The sequence below is a fragment of the Alteromonas nitratireducens genome, from assembly GCF_040812025.1.
Classification (GTDB): Bacteria; Pseudomonadota; Gammaproteobacteria; order Enterobacterales; family Alteromonadaceae; genus Alteromonas; species Alteromonas nitratireducens.
The window spans coordinates 517,662-533,818 of sequence record NZ_JBFNPK010000001.1 but is presented as its reverse complement, the minus strand read 5'-3'; the positions used below and the strand labels follow the sequence as shown (position 1 = coordinate 533,818).

At 50.7% G+C, this 16,157-nt stretch carries 14 protein-coding genes; 7 read left to right on the top strand and 7 right to left on the bottom strand.

Annotated elements, in window-relative coordinates; all coding sequences use genetic code 11:
• The first annotated feature begins 40 nt into the window (after positions 1-40).
• A complete protein-coding gene (locus AB1N33_RS02395; protein WP_411269921.1) occupies positions 41-517 on the top strand; it encodes a TlpA family protein disulfide reductase in 477 nt (158 codons plus the stop codon).
• Here the strand turns inward: AB1N33_RS02395 and bepA are convergent.
• On the bottom strand, positions 503-1,969 hold the full coding sequence (bepA, locus tag AB1N33_RS02390; protein WP_411269920.1) for a beta-barrel assembly-enhancing protease: 1,467 nt from the start codon (positions 1,967-1,969) through the stop codon (positions 503-505). The two genes, AB1N33_RS02395 and bepA, sit on opposite strands and share 15 nt — an antisense overlap.
• A gap of 214 nt (positions 1,970-2,183) precedes the next feature.
• Here bepA and AB1N33_RS02385 point away from each other — a divergent pair, with 214 nt between their 5' ends.
• A complete protein-coding gene (locus AB1N33_RS02385; RefSeq protein WP_411269919.1) occupies positions 2,184-3,263 on the top strand; it encodes an AI-2E family transporter in 1,080 nt (359 codons plus the stop codon).
• 60 nt (positions 3,264-3,323) lie between these two features.
• On the opposite strand, the gene bcp is transcribed toward AB1N33_RS02385, so the two are convergent.
• Both bcp and AB1N33_RS02375 read right to left on the bottom strand, forming a co-directional pair.
• Positions 3,324-3,794: a thioredoxin-dependent thiol peroxidase gene (bcp, locus tag AB1N33_RS02380; protein ID WP_411269918.1), complete on the bottom strand. Its 471-nt coding sequence runs from the start codon at positions 3,792-3,794 to the stop codon at positions 3,324-3,326.
• Positions 3,772-4,335 (bottom strand): glycine cleavage system transcriptional repressor, encoded by a 564-nt coding sequence (locus AB1N33_RS02375; RefSeq protein WP_411269917.1) that lies wholly within the window; start codon positions 4,333-4,335, stop codon positions 3,772-3,774. Before AB1N33_RS02375 ends, bcp begins: the two co-directional genes overlap by 23 nt.
• 181 nt (positions 4,336-4,516) lie before the next feature.
• On the opposite strand from AB1N33_RS02375, the gene dapA reads away from it, so the two are divergent.
• Genes dapA through AB1N33_RS02355 form a run of 4 tightly spaced genes read left to right on the top strand, consistent with a single transcriptional unit; the run spans position 4,517 to position 8,147 of the window.
• The gene (dapA, locus tag AB1N33_RS02370) at positions 4,517-5,401 is read left to right on the top strand and encodes a 4-hydroxy-tetrahydrodipicolinate synthase (protein WP_411269916.1); all 885 of its coding nucleotides are present in this window, start codon (positions 4,517-4,519) and stop codon (positions 5,399-5,401) included.
• 12 nt (positions 5,402-5,413) lie between these two features.
• Complete coding sequence (gene bamC / locus AB1N33_RS02365) at positions 5,414-6,520, top strand: NlpB/DapX family lipoprotein (protein ID WP_411269915.1); 1,107 nt, start codon at positions 5,414-5,416, stop codon at positions 6,518-6,520.
• An 11-nt stretch (positions 6,521-6,531) separates the two neighbouring features.
• Positions 6,532-7,245, top strand: a complete 714-nt coding sequence (gene purC / locus AB1N33_RS02360) for a phosphoribosylaminoimidazolesuccinocarboxamide synthase (protein ID WP_411269914.1) — start codon at positions 6,532-6,534, stop codon at positions 7,243-7,245.
• 44 nt (positions 7,246-7,289) lie between these two features.
• Positions 7,290-8,147: a DMT family transporter gene (locus AB1N33_RS02355; RefSeq protein WP_411269913.1), complete on the top strand. Its 858-nt coding sequence runs from the start codon at positions 7,290-7,292 to the stop codon at positions 8,145-8,147.
• Here the strand turns inward: AB1N33_RS02355 and yfaE are convergent.
• The 4 genes from yfaE to ubiG all read right to left on the bottom strand — a co-directional run bounded on the left by yfaE (position 8,144) and on the right by ubiG (position 13,115).
• Complete coding sequence (gene yfaE, locus AB1N33_RS02350) at positions 8,144-8,416, bottom strand: class I ribonucleotide reductase maintenance protein YfaE (protein WP_411269912.1); 273 nt, start codon at positions 8,414-8,416, stop codon at positions 8,144-8,146. The two genes, AB1N33_RS02355 and yfaE, sit on opposite strands and share 4 nt — an antisense overlap.
• A gap of 9 nt (positions 8,417-8,425) precedes the next feature.
• Positions 8,426-9,556: a class Ia ribonucleoside-diphosphate reductase subunit beta gene (gene nrdB / locus AB1N33_RS02345; RefSeq protein WP_411269911.1), complete on the bottom strand. Its 1,131-nt coding sequence runs from the start codon at positions 9,554-9,556 to the stop codon at positions 8,426-8,428.
• Positions 9,557-9,628: 72 nt separating this feature from the next.
• Positions 9,629-11,950, bottom strand: a complete 2,322-nt coding sequence (nrdA, locus tag AB1N33_RS02340; RefSeq protein ID WP_411269910.1) for a class 1a ribonucleoside-diphosphate reductase subunit alpha — start codon at positions 11,948-11,950, stop codon at positions 9,629-9,631.
• 460 nt (positions 11,951-12,410) lie between these two features.
• Positions 12,411-13,115 (bottom strand): bifunctional 2-polyprenyl-6-hydroxyphenol methylase/3-demethylubiquinol 3-O-methyltransferase UbiG, encoded by a 705-nt coding sequence (gene ubiG / locus AB1N33_RS02335; RefSeq protein ID WP_411269909.1) that lies wholly within the window; start codon positions 13,113-13,115, stop codon positions 12,411-12,413.
• A 326-nt stretch (positions 13,116-13,441) separates the two neighbouring features.
• Here ubiG and gyrA point away from each other — a divergent pair, with 326 nt between their 5' ends.
• Positions 13,442-16,123 (top strand): DNA topoisomerase (ATP-hydrolyzing) subunit A, encoded by a 2,682-nt coding sequence (gene gyrA, locus AB1N33_RS02330; RefSeq protein ID WP_411269908.1) that lies wholly within the window; start codon positions 13,442-13,444, stop codon positions 16,121-16,123.
• The last annotated feature ends 34 nt before the right edge of the window (positions 16,124-16,157 follow it).

The following is a 16,157-nucleotide window of genomic DNA, read 5'->3' as shown; positions in this document are numbered from 1 at the left end:
GGAACAATCGAAATCTGTAAAAAAGGCGTTAAGCCGCCGGATGACAGCATTTATCATGATGCTGGCCGTGGTGCTGTCAGCGGGGGCTGGTCTTACGGTTTATCAGCTTATACAGTCTGACTTTCGTACGGTGTCAGGTAAATCCTATACCTGGAGTGACTTTTCTGGTCAGTGGGTGGTGCTGAACTATTTTGCAGAATGGTGCGCGCCATGCCTGCGGGAAATGCCAGAGCTGTCGGCGTTTGCCGCTAATCCACCAGCTGACACAACGGTACTGGCAATTAATTATGACCACAAAACGATCGAAGAACTTAAAGCGATGGCAAGCACATACGCAATAGGGCCCGATATCATCATTTCAGGTCCGGAGACCCGGCTGCCGGTAAAGCGCCCGCCTTATCTGCCAGCGACGTTTATCATCGGTCCGGATGGCAGCGTTGCCGACACGCTGATGGGGGAGGTGACGGCGGCGGGCCTGCGAGAGCGTCTGACTGCGCTGCAATCAGAGCCGCTTTAAGCGTTCTTCCTGTTCCCGAAGCTGTTTAATGCGCGCGCGTATCCGCTGCTTCACCAGGTGGTCATCGCCCGCGTAGTTGTACGCATACTGGAGTTCGTCAACAGCTCGTGAGTAGACGCCGTACAGCGCGTAAACCTCAGCCTGTGTCTGGTGCATATCAAGGTACTGACGAGATCCTTTATAGGCATCGGTGAGCAACTGATATGCAAGCTGATACTCGTCGTTAACCAAAAGGAAATCTTTAAGCAGAGCAATCGCCTGGTCAAAACGTCCGGCGGTGATCAGCGCGTTAGACTGGTTAAGCGCCAGCACCGCGTTGCGGGGTGTCAGGGCTACATGCGGCGCGAGTCGCTGAATCGCTTCATCGGCACGGTTTTGTGCCAGTGAGATGTCGGTTGCCGCGTCAAGGTAAAACAAATTGTCCGGATCGGCTGCAAGCAAATCATCAATGATGATTTTACGTGCGGCATCATAATTTTCTGTGCGCATCAGCGCCAGCCCCAGGCCATATTTAGCGGCGTTTTCCAGCGCATAGTCCCTGGCGTTCAGTGCGGCAGTATAGTGCTCTACCGCATAGTCAGCATCAAACGAATAGCGCGCCTTTACCCGGGCCCTGGCCAGATAGAACGCTTCGCTAGGAGGCAGACGGCGTGCCGGATAATCAGCCGCACGGGTGCGGGCATCGGCGATCCGCGTTTCAGTCAGCGGGTGGGTCAGCAAACGGGCTGGCGGGCGAGAAACCATCCGGTACTGTTCTGCCAGCGTAGAGAAAAAGGTGGCGGCGGCAGTAGGATCAAAGCCAGCCCGGGCCAGCATGGCAATGCCGATGCGGTCGGCTTCCTGCTCATTGGAGCGGGTATAATCAATCTGCATTTGGGCAGAGGCAGCCTGACCAGCCTGCACCGCGGCCATGCCTGCCTGTGGGTTGGCGATAGCAATCAGTAAACCCCCTATCAGTGAGGCCAGCGCCAGTGGCGATGAACGTTGTTGCGCCTGCATCCGGCGAGCAATATGGCGCTGGGTCACGTGCGAGATTTCGTGAGCCAGCACCGAGGCCAGTTCGCTTTCATTTTTAGCGCGGCGCATCAGACCAGTGTGTACACCAATGTGACCACCAAAAAAGGCAAACGCATTAATATCGTCGTTGTTCACCCAAAAGAAACTAAACGGGAACTTGGCATTTTCAGCGTATGCAACCAGACGATTGCCCAGGTCGGTCAGATATTCATCCAGCACCGGATCGCCAATCAGCGGTGCCTGTCCGCGCATCTGACGCATTACCGCATCGCCAACCAGCATTTCCTTATCCAGGGAAATCGCATCAGAGGCAACTACGCCAATCTCGGGAAGTGCATTTTTATTGTTAAATGAACTGTCCTGGGCCACGACTGAAAATGACGCTGCCAGCAATATCAGCCCGGCATTAAGTCCTTTTTTTAGTCTGTTATACATCCAACTCGCTTACTTTATCTGTACTGCAGTTTGTCCTTAGAGTAAGGGGGCAGCAAAAGAGTTTCCACTCTTATCGAAGAATTTCTGCGTTGTACCGCAGCATCACCGGCATTGTGCGCTAAATTCAGACAATTATTGGTCCTCCGAGTTGCCCCGCCTCAGGCTTTTACCCTATGATGCGGATCCTTTTTCCATTTCCCGAGGAACACGCACCATGCTCAGCGTTTTTGGTCGCTGGTACAGACGCAAGTTTTCAGATCCGGATGCAGCTATGCTGCTCATACTCATCCTGATATCCGCAACAGTACTGCTGGTATGGGGATCACTGATTATGCCCGTGCTGGTTGCGGCAATCATCGCCTATTTGCTTGACTGGCCGGTCACCAAACTGGTGCGTGCCGGCATGGGCAGAAATATTGCGTGTTCGCTGGTGATGACAGGGTTTATTGCGCTGGTTGTGGTTACGCTGGTTGTGCTGGTGCCTGTAGTATCGAAACAGAGTGTCAATCTGATTCAGGAAACACCGCTGATTTGGCAAAAGGCCCAGGACTGGATCCTGACGTTGCCTGACAAATACCCTAATTATGTGCAGGTTTATCAGATCCATCAGATGATGGAGGGGCTGAATGACCGTCTTGTAGATGTAGGCCAGACACTGATTTCTGCGTCATTCAGTAATATTGCTAATTTCGCAGCGCTGTTGGTTTACATGATACTGGTGCCGCTGATGGTGTTCTTCATGCTGAAGGATAAACCGTTTTTTCTGGACAGTATTTCCCGCATTCTGCCTAAGGAGCGTCGCCTGATATCCCAGGTTGGGCAGGAAATGAACGCACAAATTGCCAATTACATTCGTGGTAAAGTGATTGAGATCATCATTGTCGGCGGGGTGTCATGCCTGACATTTGCGCTGATGGATTTACGTTACGCCGTATTGCTCGGTGTGCTGGTCGGCTTATCGGTGCTCATTCCGTATATTGGCGCGGCGGTTGTCACCATTCCGGTTGCTGTCGTGGCGATGTTTCAGTGGGGTATGACGCCTCAGTTTGGTTACCTGATGCTGGCCTATGGCATCATCCAGGCGCTGGACGGGAATTTACTGGTGCCACTCTTGTTTTCTGAGGCGGTCAGCCTGCATCCGTTATATATCATCATTGCGGTACTGGTATTTGGCGGGCTCTGGGGCTTCTGGGGCGTATTTTTCGCTATACCACTGGCGACACTGGTGAAAGCGGTGATAACTGCATGGTCGGGGTCACCGGAGTCTGATGGCGAGCCGGCTCAGGCTGCCTGAGTTAACACAAAAAAAAGCCCGGACATCCGGGCTTTTTCGTCAGTAACTGGCGGCGGGACGTTACCTGTTGCCGTTGAGGTAATCCAGCACCACAGTATGGTGTTCTTTGGTTTTAAATTTATCAAACACGTGCTCAACCGTACCGTTTTCGTCAATCAGGAAGCTGATACGGTGGATACCATCGTATTCTTTACCCATGAACTTCTTTGGTCCCCATACGCCGAACGCGTCAGCGACGCTGTGGTCTTCGTCAGACAGCAGGGTGAAATTCAGTGATTCCTTTTCAATAAACTTGGGCAGGCGTTTCACCGGATCAGGGCTCACCCCCAGTACCACAACGTTCAGTGCGTCAAGCTCAGCCTTGACGTCACGGAGGTTCTGCGCCTGGGTTGTACAGCCTGGCGTCATTGCCTTAGGGTAAAAGTACACCAGCACTTTCTTACCCGAAAAATCATTGAGAGAAACAGTGTCACCTTGTTGGTCTGGCAGTGAAAACTGCGGCGCCGCATCACCAGCTTGTAGTGTCTTCATTGGTTTCCTTCTTATACTTGTCGGTTACTTTACCGGTCAGGTTTAACGAATCGAACAATGCCATCAGCGATGCCTCAATATCGTCGAAGTCCTCAGAAGAGGGGATATTGACGACAAACTTACATCGCATCATGCCTTCACCTGTTTCTTTGTCTGAGTAAGTGCGCTGACGAAATGCACTGATCGACGCGTTACGCTTGGCAAAGAAGCCGGTAACCGCTTTGATCTGACCAGCCGTATCACGGCCGCTGAACTCGACATCAAACAGGTGTTCAAGGTTCTGTTTAGCGTGGTGGCTGGTACGCTTCATCATCGACAACAGATCAAGGCGCTGGCACAAAGGCGGAATCAGGCACTCGGCGCGCGTAATGGCCTGATGAGATCCTTCGAGGATCATGGTCAGCGAAAACTCGCGCCCGTATATGGCCTGACGCGAATCAAGAATGTTGCACTGTGCTTCAGACACAGTCGAGGCGATCTCACTCAGTATTCCGCTTCTGTCTGTGCCAAGAATGGTAACAATTAACTGCTGTTGGCTCATGCTTACTGATGTCAAAAATTGAAAGACGCGCAGTCTACCACAGGCAGATTTTTCTGTCCTCAGCGCAGCAGATTGTTCATATAAGAAACTTATACAGATTATTGTGTTTTATCGGGTCGAATCGCTTGTGTTTGTTGACCGAGATAATTACCATTGTGCGCTCATAAATTGCGGAGAGCTTATGTTTAAAGGCAGTTACGTAGCACTGGTCACCCCCATGCTTGAAAATGGTGACGTTGACTATCCGGCGCTGGAAAAGCTGGTTCAGTTCCACATTGAAAATGGTACACACGGTATTGTGTCGGTGGGAACAACCGGTGAGTCAGCAACGCTGCCTTTTGACGAGCACATTGCAGTGGTGCGTGAGACAGTCGCCATGGCTGCCGGAGCCATTCCGGTGCTGGCTGGCAGTGGTGCAAACGCAACTGCTGAAGCAATTTTCCTGACCGAGCAACTGGGCAAAGTGGGTGTCGACGGTTTTCTGAGTGTGGTGCCGTATTACAATAAACCGCAACAGGCCGGCATGGTGGCACACTTTAACGCGATTGCTGATGCGTCCGAGCTCCCCGTGATGTTGTATAACGTGCCGGGGCGAACGGTTGCAGATATGCTGCCTGAGACCGTCGCTGAACTGGCATCGCACCCCATGATAGTCGGTCTTAAGGATGCAACAGGCGATATTCGTCGTCTGAAGGAAACCCAGGCACTGGTGCCCGAAGATTTCGTCATGCTCAGCGGCGATGATGCGACAAGCTGTGAGTTTCTCTGCGAAGGCGGTCACGGCGTAATATCGGTAACGGCCAACATCGTGCCCAAAGCAATGTCGCAGATGTGTGAAGCTGGTCTCAAAGGCGACAGTGCGTTATGTCGGGAAATTGATGCCGGTATTGCTGAGTTGCACACCACACTGTTTATTGAACCTAATCCGGTGATGCCAAAATGGGCGCTGTACCGAATGGGCTTAATTACTACCCCTCAGTTGCGGTTACCGATGGTCATGCCGGAACTTACTAGTCAAAATCAACTCGAAGAACTACTAAAAAAATACGCACTGATTGCTGGTTAAAAAGGAAACTAAATGAAATTATCGCTGGCTTTGGTAAGCGGACTGGGTGTTCTGGCGCTTACAGCATGTTCTAGCCAACTGGACCGGAAGACGGCTTCTGGTAACTATGATTACCTTGAGAACAAGGAACGTACGTCACTGCAAGTGCCGTCCGACCTCGATGCCCCCGCATTTTCAAATGAGTATGCATTACCGCCGCTGGGTGAAGGGGCCGACCCTTCACTGGTTGGGCGTAATCTTATTGTTGAATCCCCGTCTCTGGTGCTGCCGATGGTATCAGGCTCACACGTTGAAGAGGGAAGCCGCTCTGCCAAGGTCATGTTTGATCAGGTTGATGACAGTCAGCCGCTTGATCAGGCTATCTGGAACTCATTACTGAGCTACCTGGACCAGCAGGAAATCGGTGTTGACAGCTTCGACCCGAAAACCGGGACACTGGTCACGGACTGGATGATAATTACCAAACAGGAAGAAAGTGATAGCTGGTACAGTTGGGAGACCACCGAGAGCCAGATAGGCCGGCGCTTCGAGTTTTCTCTGGAAGTGAAACCGCATGGCCGCTCTGCCACGCTGTCAGTTGAGCTAAAAGATTATCTCGCGACGGTGGGTGACAATATCGACGACTCGCTCAATGCGCTGATAGAACGTCGTGAAGAAGTCGACATTCTTAACCAGGTTATTAATCATTACGAATACCAGATTCAACTGGATAACTCGCGTCGTATTGCACGTATTCGTCAGGGGCTTGAGACTGAGATGGGCTTCAATGCCGACGGTGAGCCGGCTTACGTTGTATCTGCTCAGTATGATGTCACCTGGCCTCGTCTGCTGCTGGTGCTGAGAAAACTCGGCTTTGACGTGAAAGATCTCGATAAGTCTACCGGCTTACTGTTTGTGTCATACACTGGCAAGGACGAAGGTTGGTGGGGCAACCTGTTCAGCAGCGAAGAATTGTTACTGGATGAAGGTGATTATCGTCTGAAGGTCGCCAAAAACGGCCCGGAAAAAACCACTATTACGTTCATGGATAATGAGAGCGTCCCTTTTGAGGCAAATCAGGTGTCTGACTTATTCGCAGTGTTTGCGGACGTCATGGCAGAAGACAACCTGGATATTTAACTGGAAAGAGAATGGAAAAACGTGACGAGCTTTACCGTGGTAAAGCAAAAACCGTGTACAAAACTGACGATGCAGACAAGCTAATCCTGCACTTCAGAAATGATACCTCTGCGTTTGATGGTGAGAAAATCGAACAACTGGACAGAAAGGGTGAAGTGAACAACAAGTTCAATCACTTCATTATGACCAAACTGGAAGAGGCCGGTATTGCAACGCAGCTTGAGTCGCTGGTGTCTGATACGGAATCACTGGTTAAAAAGCTCGATATGATCCCGGTTGAGTGTGTGGTACGCAACGTGGCAGCAGGCTCACTCGTGCGTCGTCTTGGCGTTGAAGAAGGAAAGCTGCTGGATCCGCCGGTGTTTGAATTTTTCCTTAAAAACGACGCATTGCATGACCCCATGGTCAATGATTACCACATCGTCTCGTTCGGCTGGGCAACAGAAGAACAAATTGCGACCATGAAAGCGTTAACGTTTAAGGTCAACGATGTACTGAAAAGTCTGTTCGACAACGCCGGTATGATGCTGGTTGACTACAAACTGGAGTTTGGTGTCGATAACGCTGGGAATATTGTTCTGGGTGACGAGTTCACGCCCGATGGTTGTCGTCTGTGGGATAAAGAAACCCGCAAAAAAATGGATAAAGACCGCTTCAGACAAGGACTCGGTTCAGTGGTAGAAACCTATATGGAAGTAGCAGAACGCCTGGGTGTTCAGCTATAGTCAAAAAGGGCCGAAAGGCCCTTTTTTGTTGTGACATTCATGGTATGACTATTTTCTCGCGCTCTACAGCACCAGCATGGCGGCTGTTCCTGTTTACCGCGTTAACCATGCTGGCCTTTGCAGCCAACTCATTACTATGCCGCTTTGCCCTGCGTGAGACCGCGATCACGCCTGCCGCGTTTACCTCGCTGCGGCTTGCCAGTGGCGCGGTGACTCTGCTAATCCTTGCGGGTCTTCTCCGACTACCCTTGTTTCGCTCAGGATCACTGGCTGGTGCAGCCTGTTTATTTGTGTATGCTGCCGGCTTTTCATTTGCTTATGTGTCGATGAGTGCCGGGATAGGGGCGTTGCTACTGTTTGGCTCGGTGCAGTTGATGATGATTGGTGCCGGTTTTGTTCGTGGCGAGCGTCTTTCCCTGGCACAGATAAGCGGCGTGATGCTGGCGATTGCCGGACTGGTTCTGTTGCTCATGCCGGGTTTGACAACGCCGCCTCTGACCGCTGCTTTGCTCATGGTTATCGCCGGTGTTGCCTGGGGAGGCTATTCTTTGCTGGGCGCGAGGGGCGGGGGACTCGCGTCTACGGCGGACAATTTTATCTATACGCTGCCACTGACCGTAGCGCTGTTGCTGTTATCTGGTGGCGACATGGGGGCTTTGCCTGCCGATGGCGTGTTGTTTGCCGTGCTATCCGGTTCACTGGCGTCAGGACTGGGTTACGCGCTGTGGTATTTTGTGCTGCCCGCGTACACATCGACCCAGGCGGCCTCATTACAGCTTAATGTGCCGGTTATTACCGTGTTTGCTGGCGCAGTACTGTTGTCTGAGACGCTCACAGTGCAGGTCATACTGGCATCGGCGGCAATTGTGGGCGGCATTGCGCTGGTGATCCGCTATCGCTAACGATTGATCACTATCTTTAGCGGGGTGAGCGGCACGCAACAACAGGGCAGTATTTCGTCATCGTCGATAAAGGCGAGGGGATCAGTGGTATAGTCGACATCACCTTCAAGGATTTTGGTGCGACAGGCACCACAAAAGCCTTCACGACAATGATAATGAATATCAAGCCCGGCTGCTTCCAGTGAGGTTAGCAGTGATTTTTCGCCTGATGCCTGAAGGCTTCCCACGTCGACAACGTCAATGTGGAAAGCCTTATCGGATGGGGGCATTCTGAAGAATTACAGTTCAAAGTCTGCGAAATCGTCCTCACTGACGGCAGAGTCAATCTGACCAACCAGATAAGAACTGATTTCTGATTCCTGAGGTGCAACCTGTACGTTGTCTGAGCTCAGGTAGTTGTTCATCCACGGCAGTGGGTTACTGGTCACCTCAAAGGGTGGCTCAAAGCCAATGGCACGCATACGTTCGTTGGCAATGTATTCAACGTACTGACAAAGAATATCTTTGTTAAGTCCAAGCATGGAGCCATTTTCAAACAGGTAATCGGCCCATTGCTTTTCCTGCTCGACCGCATTCATGAAGATAGCGCGGGCTTCGTCCTTACACTCTTCGGCTATTTTCGCCATTTCCGGATCGTCTTTGCCTTTCGCCCACAGGTTCAGAATATGCTGGGTTGACGACAGGTGAAGACTTTCGTCGCGAGCAATCAGTCGAATGATTTTAGAGTTACCTTCCATCAGTTTGCGTTCAGCAAACGCAAAGGTGCAGGCAAACGACACATAAAAGCGGATAGCTTCGAGTGCGTTAACCGAGTTCATGCACAGATACAGCTTTTTCTTTAGCTCATACTGGCTGATGACATGAGTTTCGCCGTTAACGGTATGCTCACCTTCGCCGAGCGTCTGCCACAGTTGTGTCGCAAAAATAAGGCCATCGTAATAGCGTGAGATGTCTGCAGCACGACGTTTTATCTGTTCGTTAACCACAATGTCTTCGAAAATGTCACTGGGATCAGCAAACAGGTTGCGAAGAATGTGGGTGTAGGAACGCGAATGAATCGTTTCAAAAAACGACCAGGTTTCTACCCAGGTTTCCAGTTCCGGCAGTGAGATAATCGGCAAAAACGCGATGTTCGGGCTACGGCCCTGCACTGAATCAAGCAGTGTCTGGTACTTCAGGTTAGAAATAAAAATGTGCTTTTCAGATTCGGTCAGCTTGAGGAAATCGACACGGTCACGTGTCACATCTACTTCCTCTGGTCGCCAGAAAAAGCTTATCTGCTTCTCAATCAGTTTTTCAAAAATGATGTGTTTTTGCTGATCGTACCGGGCCACGTTCACCGGGTTACCGAAGAACATGGGTTCAGAGAGCGGATCGGTCGTATTCTGATTAAACGTCGTGTATTTCATAGTCCCAAAGTAACCTTACTCGTTAACGCATTTCTTATGATTGTTCTTGCTGCCGGAGCGGGCGAGGGCACGCTATATTTTGCATGCCCCGCCTGCACAATCGTCATCTTCAGTCATGACGACTTCCTGTGCCTGTGGTTTTTGTTGTTGTGCCTTGGCATCGGTAACCGATGAGTCCGATGCGCCGTCGCGGGTGTTGTGATAATACAGCGTCTTCACACCCAGTTTATAAGCAGTCAGCAAATCTTTTAGCAGAAGCTTCATTGGCACCTTGCCGCCATCATAACGACCTGGGTCATAGTTGGTATTGGCAGAGATGGTCTGGTCAACAAATTTCTGCATGATACCCACCAACTGCAGGTAGCCATCATTAGACGGAATGTCCCATAGCAGTTCGTACTTGTCTTTTAAGTTTTCGTAATCCGGCACAACCTGTTTCAGCACGCCGTCTTTGCTCGATTTCACACTGATATGACCGCGTGGAGGTTCAATCCCGTTGGTGGCATTCGAAATCTGTGATGATGTCTCTGACGGCATCAGTGCAGACAATGTGGAATTACGAAGCCCATAGGTTTTGATTTCTTCACGCAGCGCATCCCAGTCGTAGTGGAGCGGCTCCTGGCAGACACTGTCGAGATCTTTCTTATAGGTATCGATAGGCAACAGACCCTGTGCGTAAGTCGTTTCGTTGAACTTCGGACAGGCGCCTTTCTCTTTTGCCAGATTGTTTGACGCTTTCAGCAGATAATACTGCATGGCTTCAAACGTGCGGTGAACCAGACCATTTGCACTGTGATCTGAGTATTTCACACCGTGCTTCGCCAGGTAATAGGCAAAGTTGATAACACCGACGCCTAACGTGCGACGCCCCATCGTGGCATTGTAGGCAGCAGGTACCGGGTAATCCTGGTAGTCAAGCAGACTGTCAAGCGCACGCACCGCCAAATCTGACAACTCTTCAAATTCATCCAGTGATTCAATGGCGCCCAGGTTAAATGCTGACAGCGTACACAGTGCAATCTCACCGTTTTCGTCATTAACATGCTCAAGAGGCTTAGTCGGTAACGCAATTTCCAGACACAGGTTAGATTGACGAACCGGAGCCACTTCAGGGTTGAACGGACTGTGCGTATTACAGTGGTCAACGTTTTGCAGGTAGATACGCCCGGTGCTGGCACGTTCCTGCATGAACAGACTGAACAGCTCCATCGCTTTGATTTGCTTCTTGCGAATGCTGTCGTCGTTTTCGTATTTGACATACAGCTCTTCGAAACGATCCTGATCAGCAAAAAATGCGTCGTACAGACCAGGCACGTCTGACGGGCTGAACAGCGTAATATGCTGGTCTTTCATCATGCGCTGGTACATCAGCTTGTTAAACTGAACACCGTAATCAAGATGACGAACACGGTTCTCTTCTACACCGCGGTTATTCTTCAATACCAGCAGCGATTCAACTTCCATGTGCCAAAGCGGGTAGAACAGGGTCGCTGCGCCACCGCGAACGCCACCCTGCGAGCAACTTTTCACAGCAGTCTGGAAATATTTGTAAAACGGAATACAGCCGGTGTGGAATGCTTCACCGCCGCGAATCGGGCTGCCAAGCGCACGAATACGACCCGCGTTTACACCAATCCCGGCACGCTGGCTTACGTATTTAACTATTGCACTGGCGGTCGCGTTAATCGAATCCAGACTGTCACCGGTTTCAATCAGAACACAGGAGCTGAACTGGCGTGTCGGAGTACGCACACCAGACATAATCGGTGTCGGCAGAGATAACTTGAATGTCGATGCCGCATCGTAGAAACGGCGAACATAATTAAGACGGGTGTCTTTCGGGTAGTTAGCAAACAGACACGCCGCCACCAGTATATACAGGAACTGCGCACTCTCGTAGATGTCTCCGGTTACACGGTTCTGAACCAGATATTTTCCTTCAAGCTGCTTGACTGCGGCGTAGCTGAAATTCATGTCGCGCCAATGGTCGATATAGCTGTCCATTTCAGCGAATTCTTCTGGTGTGTAGTCTTCCAGCAAGTGGTGGTCATATTTGCCCATGTCGACCATGCGGCTGACGTGGTCGTAGAGTTTTGGCGGCTCGAACTCACCATACGCTTTCTTACGCAGGTGAAAGATTGCCAGACGAGCGGCCAGGTACTGATAGTCAGGGGCATCCGTAGAAATCAGGTCTGCCGCTGATTTGATCAGAGTTTCGTGAATTTCGCTGGTTTTGATGCCGTCGTAGAACTGGATTTGAGCTTTGATCTCTACCTGTGATACCGAGACATTTTTCAGGCCTTTCGCTGCCCAGGTAATCACCTTATGAATTTTTTCTAAGTCGATGGCTTCGCGTTCGCCATTTCTTTTTGTGACGTATAAGTTATCGTTCATTGTACTGGCCATTTTATTGTTAGCGCGTGAACCAAAACGTGTTGTCGGAGACTGGCTTACCACCTCGCTGCACCACGAATCGTTTCATTGTTATTTATAAGGATCTGTTTTTATTGCGCCGGATCCTTGCGATCCCGGTTCGCTCTCCCGACAGAAAGGGATGCGACGACTTTCTGGCATCCGTCTTCTGGTACCGCTCGAGATAACCACAAGATAGTGAGGTTTAAGGATTTATGCAACCCAATATCTGGTGGTTATTCGACCACTTAAACACAATTAAAATTAACGTTAGTGGTAACTCACCTAACAGTGGCGGTTGAACCTTCACTATCGGGATTGCAAGACATTTTTAAAAAATGATCCCGCTATAAAATAATTTATTCCAAAAAACGGTTTCTTATGAAGTCACGATATATAGTGGGCGATAAATCATTTAACCACTATATATCGTGTCTGTGAATTACAGCGGGGCGACGGTGTGAAGCAGATAGTTCACATCGACATTACGATCTGACAGATAATAATGCTGACTGATCGGATCCAAATGCAAACCGGTAATGTCCTGCGCAATGAGTCCGGCGTGGTCGGTCATTGCCATCAGTTCTGATGGCTTAAGAAACCGGCTGTGCTGATGAGTGCCTTTGGGTACCAGATTCAGCAGGTATTCCGCGCCGACAATCGCCATCAGGTAAGACTTGATGTTGCGATTCAGCGTAGAGAAAAAAACATGGCCACCGGGTTTAACCAGTCTCGCGCAGGCGGCTACGACGGACGCCGGTTCAGGCACATGCTCGAGCATTTCTAGACAGGTCACAACATCAAACTGACCAGCATGACGGTCAGCATAAGCTTCAGCTGTCGACTGTTCATAGTGCGCCTGAATACCTGATTCAAGACCATGCAGGCGGGCGACTTCAAGCGACGCGTCGGCCATATCAATACCCGTTGCGTCAGCACCGGCAGCGGCCATTGCCTCCGTAAGAATCCCGCCTCCACAGCCAACATCCAGCACCGTTTTTCCTTTGAGGTAACCACAGTGCTGTTCGATGAATTCAAGACGAAGCGGATTGATGTCGTGCAGAGGTTTGAATTCTCCCTGCGGATCCCACCAGCGTGAAGCCAGTTCAGAAAACTTGGTAATTTCCTGGTGATCAACATTGCTCATAATCAGGTTCCAGTGCCCTACATATACTTATGTGCGGTGTGATGACCCACATGCACATATAAATAAAGAGGGCATAACATAGCGCAAAACGCGCCGGAATGTGACGAAAATTCTTGCCACTGGTAGCGACTGCGCGAAAAATAATCACTTACCTGCCGGGATGAAAATCGACCTGATTAAGCGCTACATCTTTTAGTGACACGGTGGTACACTCGGGGTTTATTTATGACCCTCATAATAACAATTCGTCTGCGTTTTTGTTCATGCCAGCCTGGCACGTGCAACGATGACAAACGACAAACCGAGAACAAGGGATTACGCAGTTTATGACTGATAACGCTAAAGAAATTCTCCCCGTAAACATTGAGGAAGAACTCAAGAATTCTTACCTCGATTACGCGATGAGCGTTATTGTCGGGCGAGCTCTGCCTGATGTGAGAGATGGCCTCAAACCCGTTCATCGACGGGTTCTGTTCGCCATGAATGAATTGAAGAATGATTTCAATAAGCCATACAAGAAATCTGCTCGTGTGGTGGGTGACGTCATTGGTAAATATCACCCGCATGGTGACTCTGCTGTCTACGATACTATTGTTCGTATGGCACAGCCGTTTTCCCTGCGTTATATGCTGGTTGACGGTCAGGGTAACTTCGGTTCTGTGGACGGTGACTCGGCGGCGGCGATGCGTTACACCGAAATTCGTATGGCCAAGATCGCTCACGAGTTGCTTGCCGATCTGGACAAAGAGACGGTCAATTTTGTGCCTAACTACGATGGCACTGAGCAAATCCCAGAAGTTCTGCCAACCAAAGTACCTAACCTGCTGGTTAATGGCTCCTCGGGTATCGCCGTGGGTATGGCTACCAATATCCCGCCGCACAACCTGACGGAAGTGATTAACGGCTGTATCGCGCTGATTGAAAATTCCGATGTGACCATCGAAGAACTGATGGAATACATCCCGGGACCGGACTTCCCGACGGCAGCGATGATCAGCGGTCGCAAAGGCATTGAGGATGCCTATCGTACTGGCCGCGGAAAAATTTATCTGCGTGCGCGCGCTGAAATCGAAACTGAAGAGAATGGCAAAGAAACCATTGTCATTAATGAAATCCCGTACCAGGTCAACAAAGCACGACTGATTGAAAAAATCGCCGAGCTGGTAAAAGAAAAGAAAGTCGAAGGCATTTCTGCGCTGCGTGACGAGTCTGACAAAGACGGTATGCGCATTGTTATCGAAGTGAAGCGTAACGAGTCGGCTGAAGTGCTGCTGAACCACCTGTACGCGAATACGCAGTTACAGACAGTGTTCGGCATCAACATGGTGGCACTGGATAACGGCCAGCCGAAAGTTTTCAATCTGAAGGAAGTGCTTGAGTCATTCATTCTGCACCGCCGTGAGGTGGTTACCCGCAGAACCGTATTCGAGCTGCGCAAAGCCCGTGACCGTGCCCATGTATTGGAAGGTCTGGCTATTGCGCTGACCAATATTGATCCGGTTATTGAACTGATCAAAGCGTCACAAAGCCCGGCTGATGCGAAAAAAGCCCTGACATCTCAGGGGTGGGCTCTGGGTGATGTTGCGCAAATGCTTGAGCGAGCTGGTGATGACGCGGCGCGTCCTGACTGGCTGACGCCCGAGTTTGGTATCCGCGATGGTAAATATTACCTGACGGAGCAGCAGGCCCAGGCCATTTTGGATCTGCGTCTGCACAAACTGACAGGCCTCGAGCATGAAAAGATCCTTGATGAATATAAAGCGCTGCTGGAGCAAATTGCAGAACTGCTGCACATTCTGAACAGCCCGGAGCGCCTGATGGAAGTGATCCGCGAAGAACTTGAAGCGATTCGTGAAGAGTTCGGTGATGCGCGTCGCACTGAAATCACGGCCGCCAGCCACGATATCGACATTGAAGATCTGATTGAACAGGAAGACGTGGTTGTTACCCTGTCGCGTGAGGGCTACGTTAAATACCAGAAACTCAATGATTACGAAGCGCAGCGTCGCGGTGGTAAAGGAAAGTCAGCTACGAAGATGAAGGACGAAGACTTCATTGAGCGTCTGCTGGTTGCCAATACCCATGACCACATTCTGTGCTTCTCAACACGTGGAAGGCTGTACTGGCTGAAAGTTTATCAATTACCGCTGGCGAGCCGGAATGCCCGTGGGCGGCCGATTGTAAATATTCTGCCGCTTGAAGAAGGTGAGCGTATCACCGCAATACTGCCTATCAAAGAATTTGAAGAAGGTAAGTTTGTCCTGATGGCGACGGCAAACGGTGTGGTTAAGAAAACTGACCTTAGCCTGTATTCGCGTCCTCGTTCGAGCGGGATCATTGCGGTTAATCTGAACGACGGCGATGAGCTGATTGGTGTTGCGATCACCCACGGCGATGATGACATCATGCTGTTCTCTGACGCCGGTAAAGTGGTGCGCTTTAACGAGAAACTGCGCGACTCTGAAACCGGTGAAGTCAAGCGTGATCCGGAAACCGGCGAAGAACTGCTGGCATTACGCCCAATGGGCCGCACCGCTACCGGTGTGCGTGGTATTCGCCTGCAGGATGGTCAGAAAGTCGTATCGCTGATTGTACCGCATGGTGACGGCGCTATCCTGACTGCTACTGAAAATGGCTACGGAAAACGTACGCCGCTGGCTGATTATCCGGCTAAGAGCCGTGCGACGCAGGGTGTGGTCTCCATCAAAGTCTCGGAGCGTAACGGTAAGGTTGTTGGCGCAGTGCAGGTAGATGAGAACGACGAGATCATGCTTATCAGCAACCAGGGTACATTGGTCCGTACGCGCGTCACCGAAGTGTCGACGGTAGGCCGAAACACCCAGGGTGTTCGCCTCATTCGTACCGCCGAAGGCGAATTTGTGGTTGGCCTTCAGCGTATTGAGGAAGTCGAAGATGACGGTGTGATTCCTGACGATGAGCTGGAACATACTGGAGAAACAGAACAAAACGCCGCGCCAGACGGCGATGTGACAACGACAGAAGAGTAAGGCACGGCGCGCTGCCTGTGGGCCGCGCGCCTGT

Excerpts from the sequence above, each read along its gene's own strand:
- yfaE (WP_411269912.1), bottom strand. The coding sequence starts at position 8,416 with ATGCCCCCATCCGATAAGGCTTTCCACATTGACGTTGTCGACGTGGGA.
- dapA (WP_411269916.1), top strand. The coding sequence starts at position 4,517 with ATGTTTAAAGGCAGTTACGTAGCACTGGTCACCCCCATGCTTGAAAAT.
- bcp (WP_411269918.1), bottom strand. The coding sequence starts at position 3,794 with ATGAAGACACTACAAGCTGGTGATGCGGCGCCGCAGTTTTCACTGCCA.
- purC (WP_411269914.1), top strand. The coding sequence starts at position 6,532 with ATGGAAAAACGTGACGAGCTTTACCGTGGTAAAGCAAAAACCGTGTAC.
- AB1N33_RS02395 (WP_411269921.1), top strand. The coding sequence starts at position 41 with ATGACAGCATTTATCATGATGCTGGCCGTGGTGCTGTCAGCGGGGGCT.
- bamC (WP_411269915.1), top strand. The coding sequence starts at position 5,414 with ATGAAATTATCGCTGGCTTTGGTAAGCGGACTGGGTGTTCTGGCGCTT.
- ubiG (WP_411269909.1), bottom strand. The coding sequence starts at position 13,115 with ATGAGCAATGTTGATCACCAGGAAATTACCAAGTTTTCTGAACTGGCT.
- gyrA (WP_411269908.1), top strand. The coding sequence starts at position 13,442 with ATGACTGATAACGCTAAAGAAATTCTCCCCGTAAACATTGAGGAAGAA.
- nrdA (WP_411269910.1), bottom strand. The coding sequence starts at position 11,950 with ATGAACGATAACTTATACGTCACAAAAAGAAATGGCGAACGCGAAGCC.
- AB1N33_RS02375 (WP_411269917.1), bottom strand. The coding sequence starts at position 4,335 with ATGAGCCAACAGCAGTTAATTGTTACCATTCTTGGCACAGACAGAAGC.
- bepA (WP_411269920.1), bottom strand. The coding sequence starts at position 1,969 with ATGTATAACAGACTAAAAAAAGGACTTAATGCCGGGCTGATATTGCTG.
- nrdB (WP_411269911.1), bottom strand. The coding sequence starts at position 9,556 with ATGAAATACACGACGTTTAATCAGAATACGACCGATCCGCTCTCTGAA.
- AB1N33_RS02355 (WP_411269913.1), top strand. The coding sequence starts at position 7,290 with ATGACTATTTTCTCGCGCTCTACAGCACCAGCATGGCGGCTGTTCCTG.
- AB1N33_RS02385 (WP_411269919.1), top strand. The coding sequence starts at position 2,184 with ATGCTCAGCGTTTTTGGTCGCTGGTACAGACGCAAGTTTTCAGATCCG.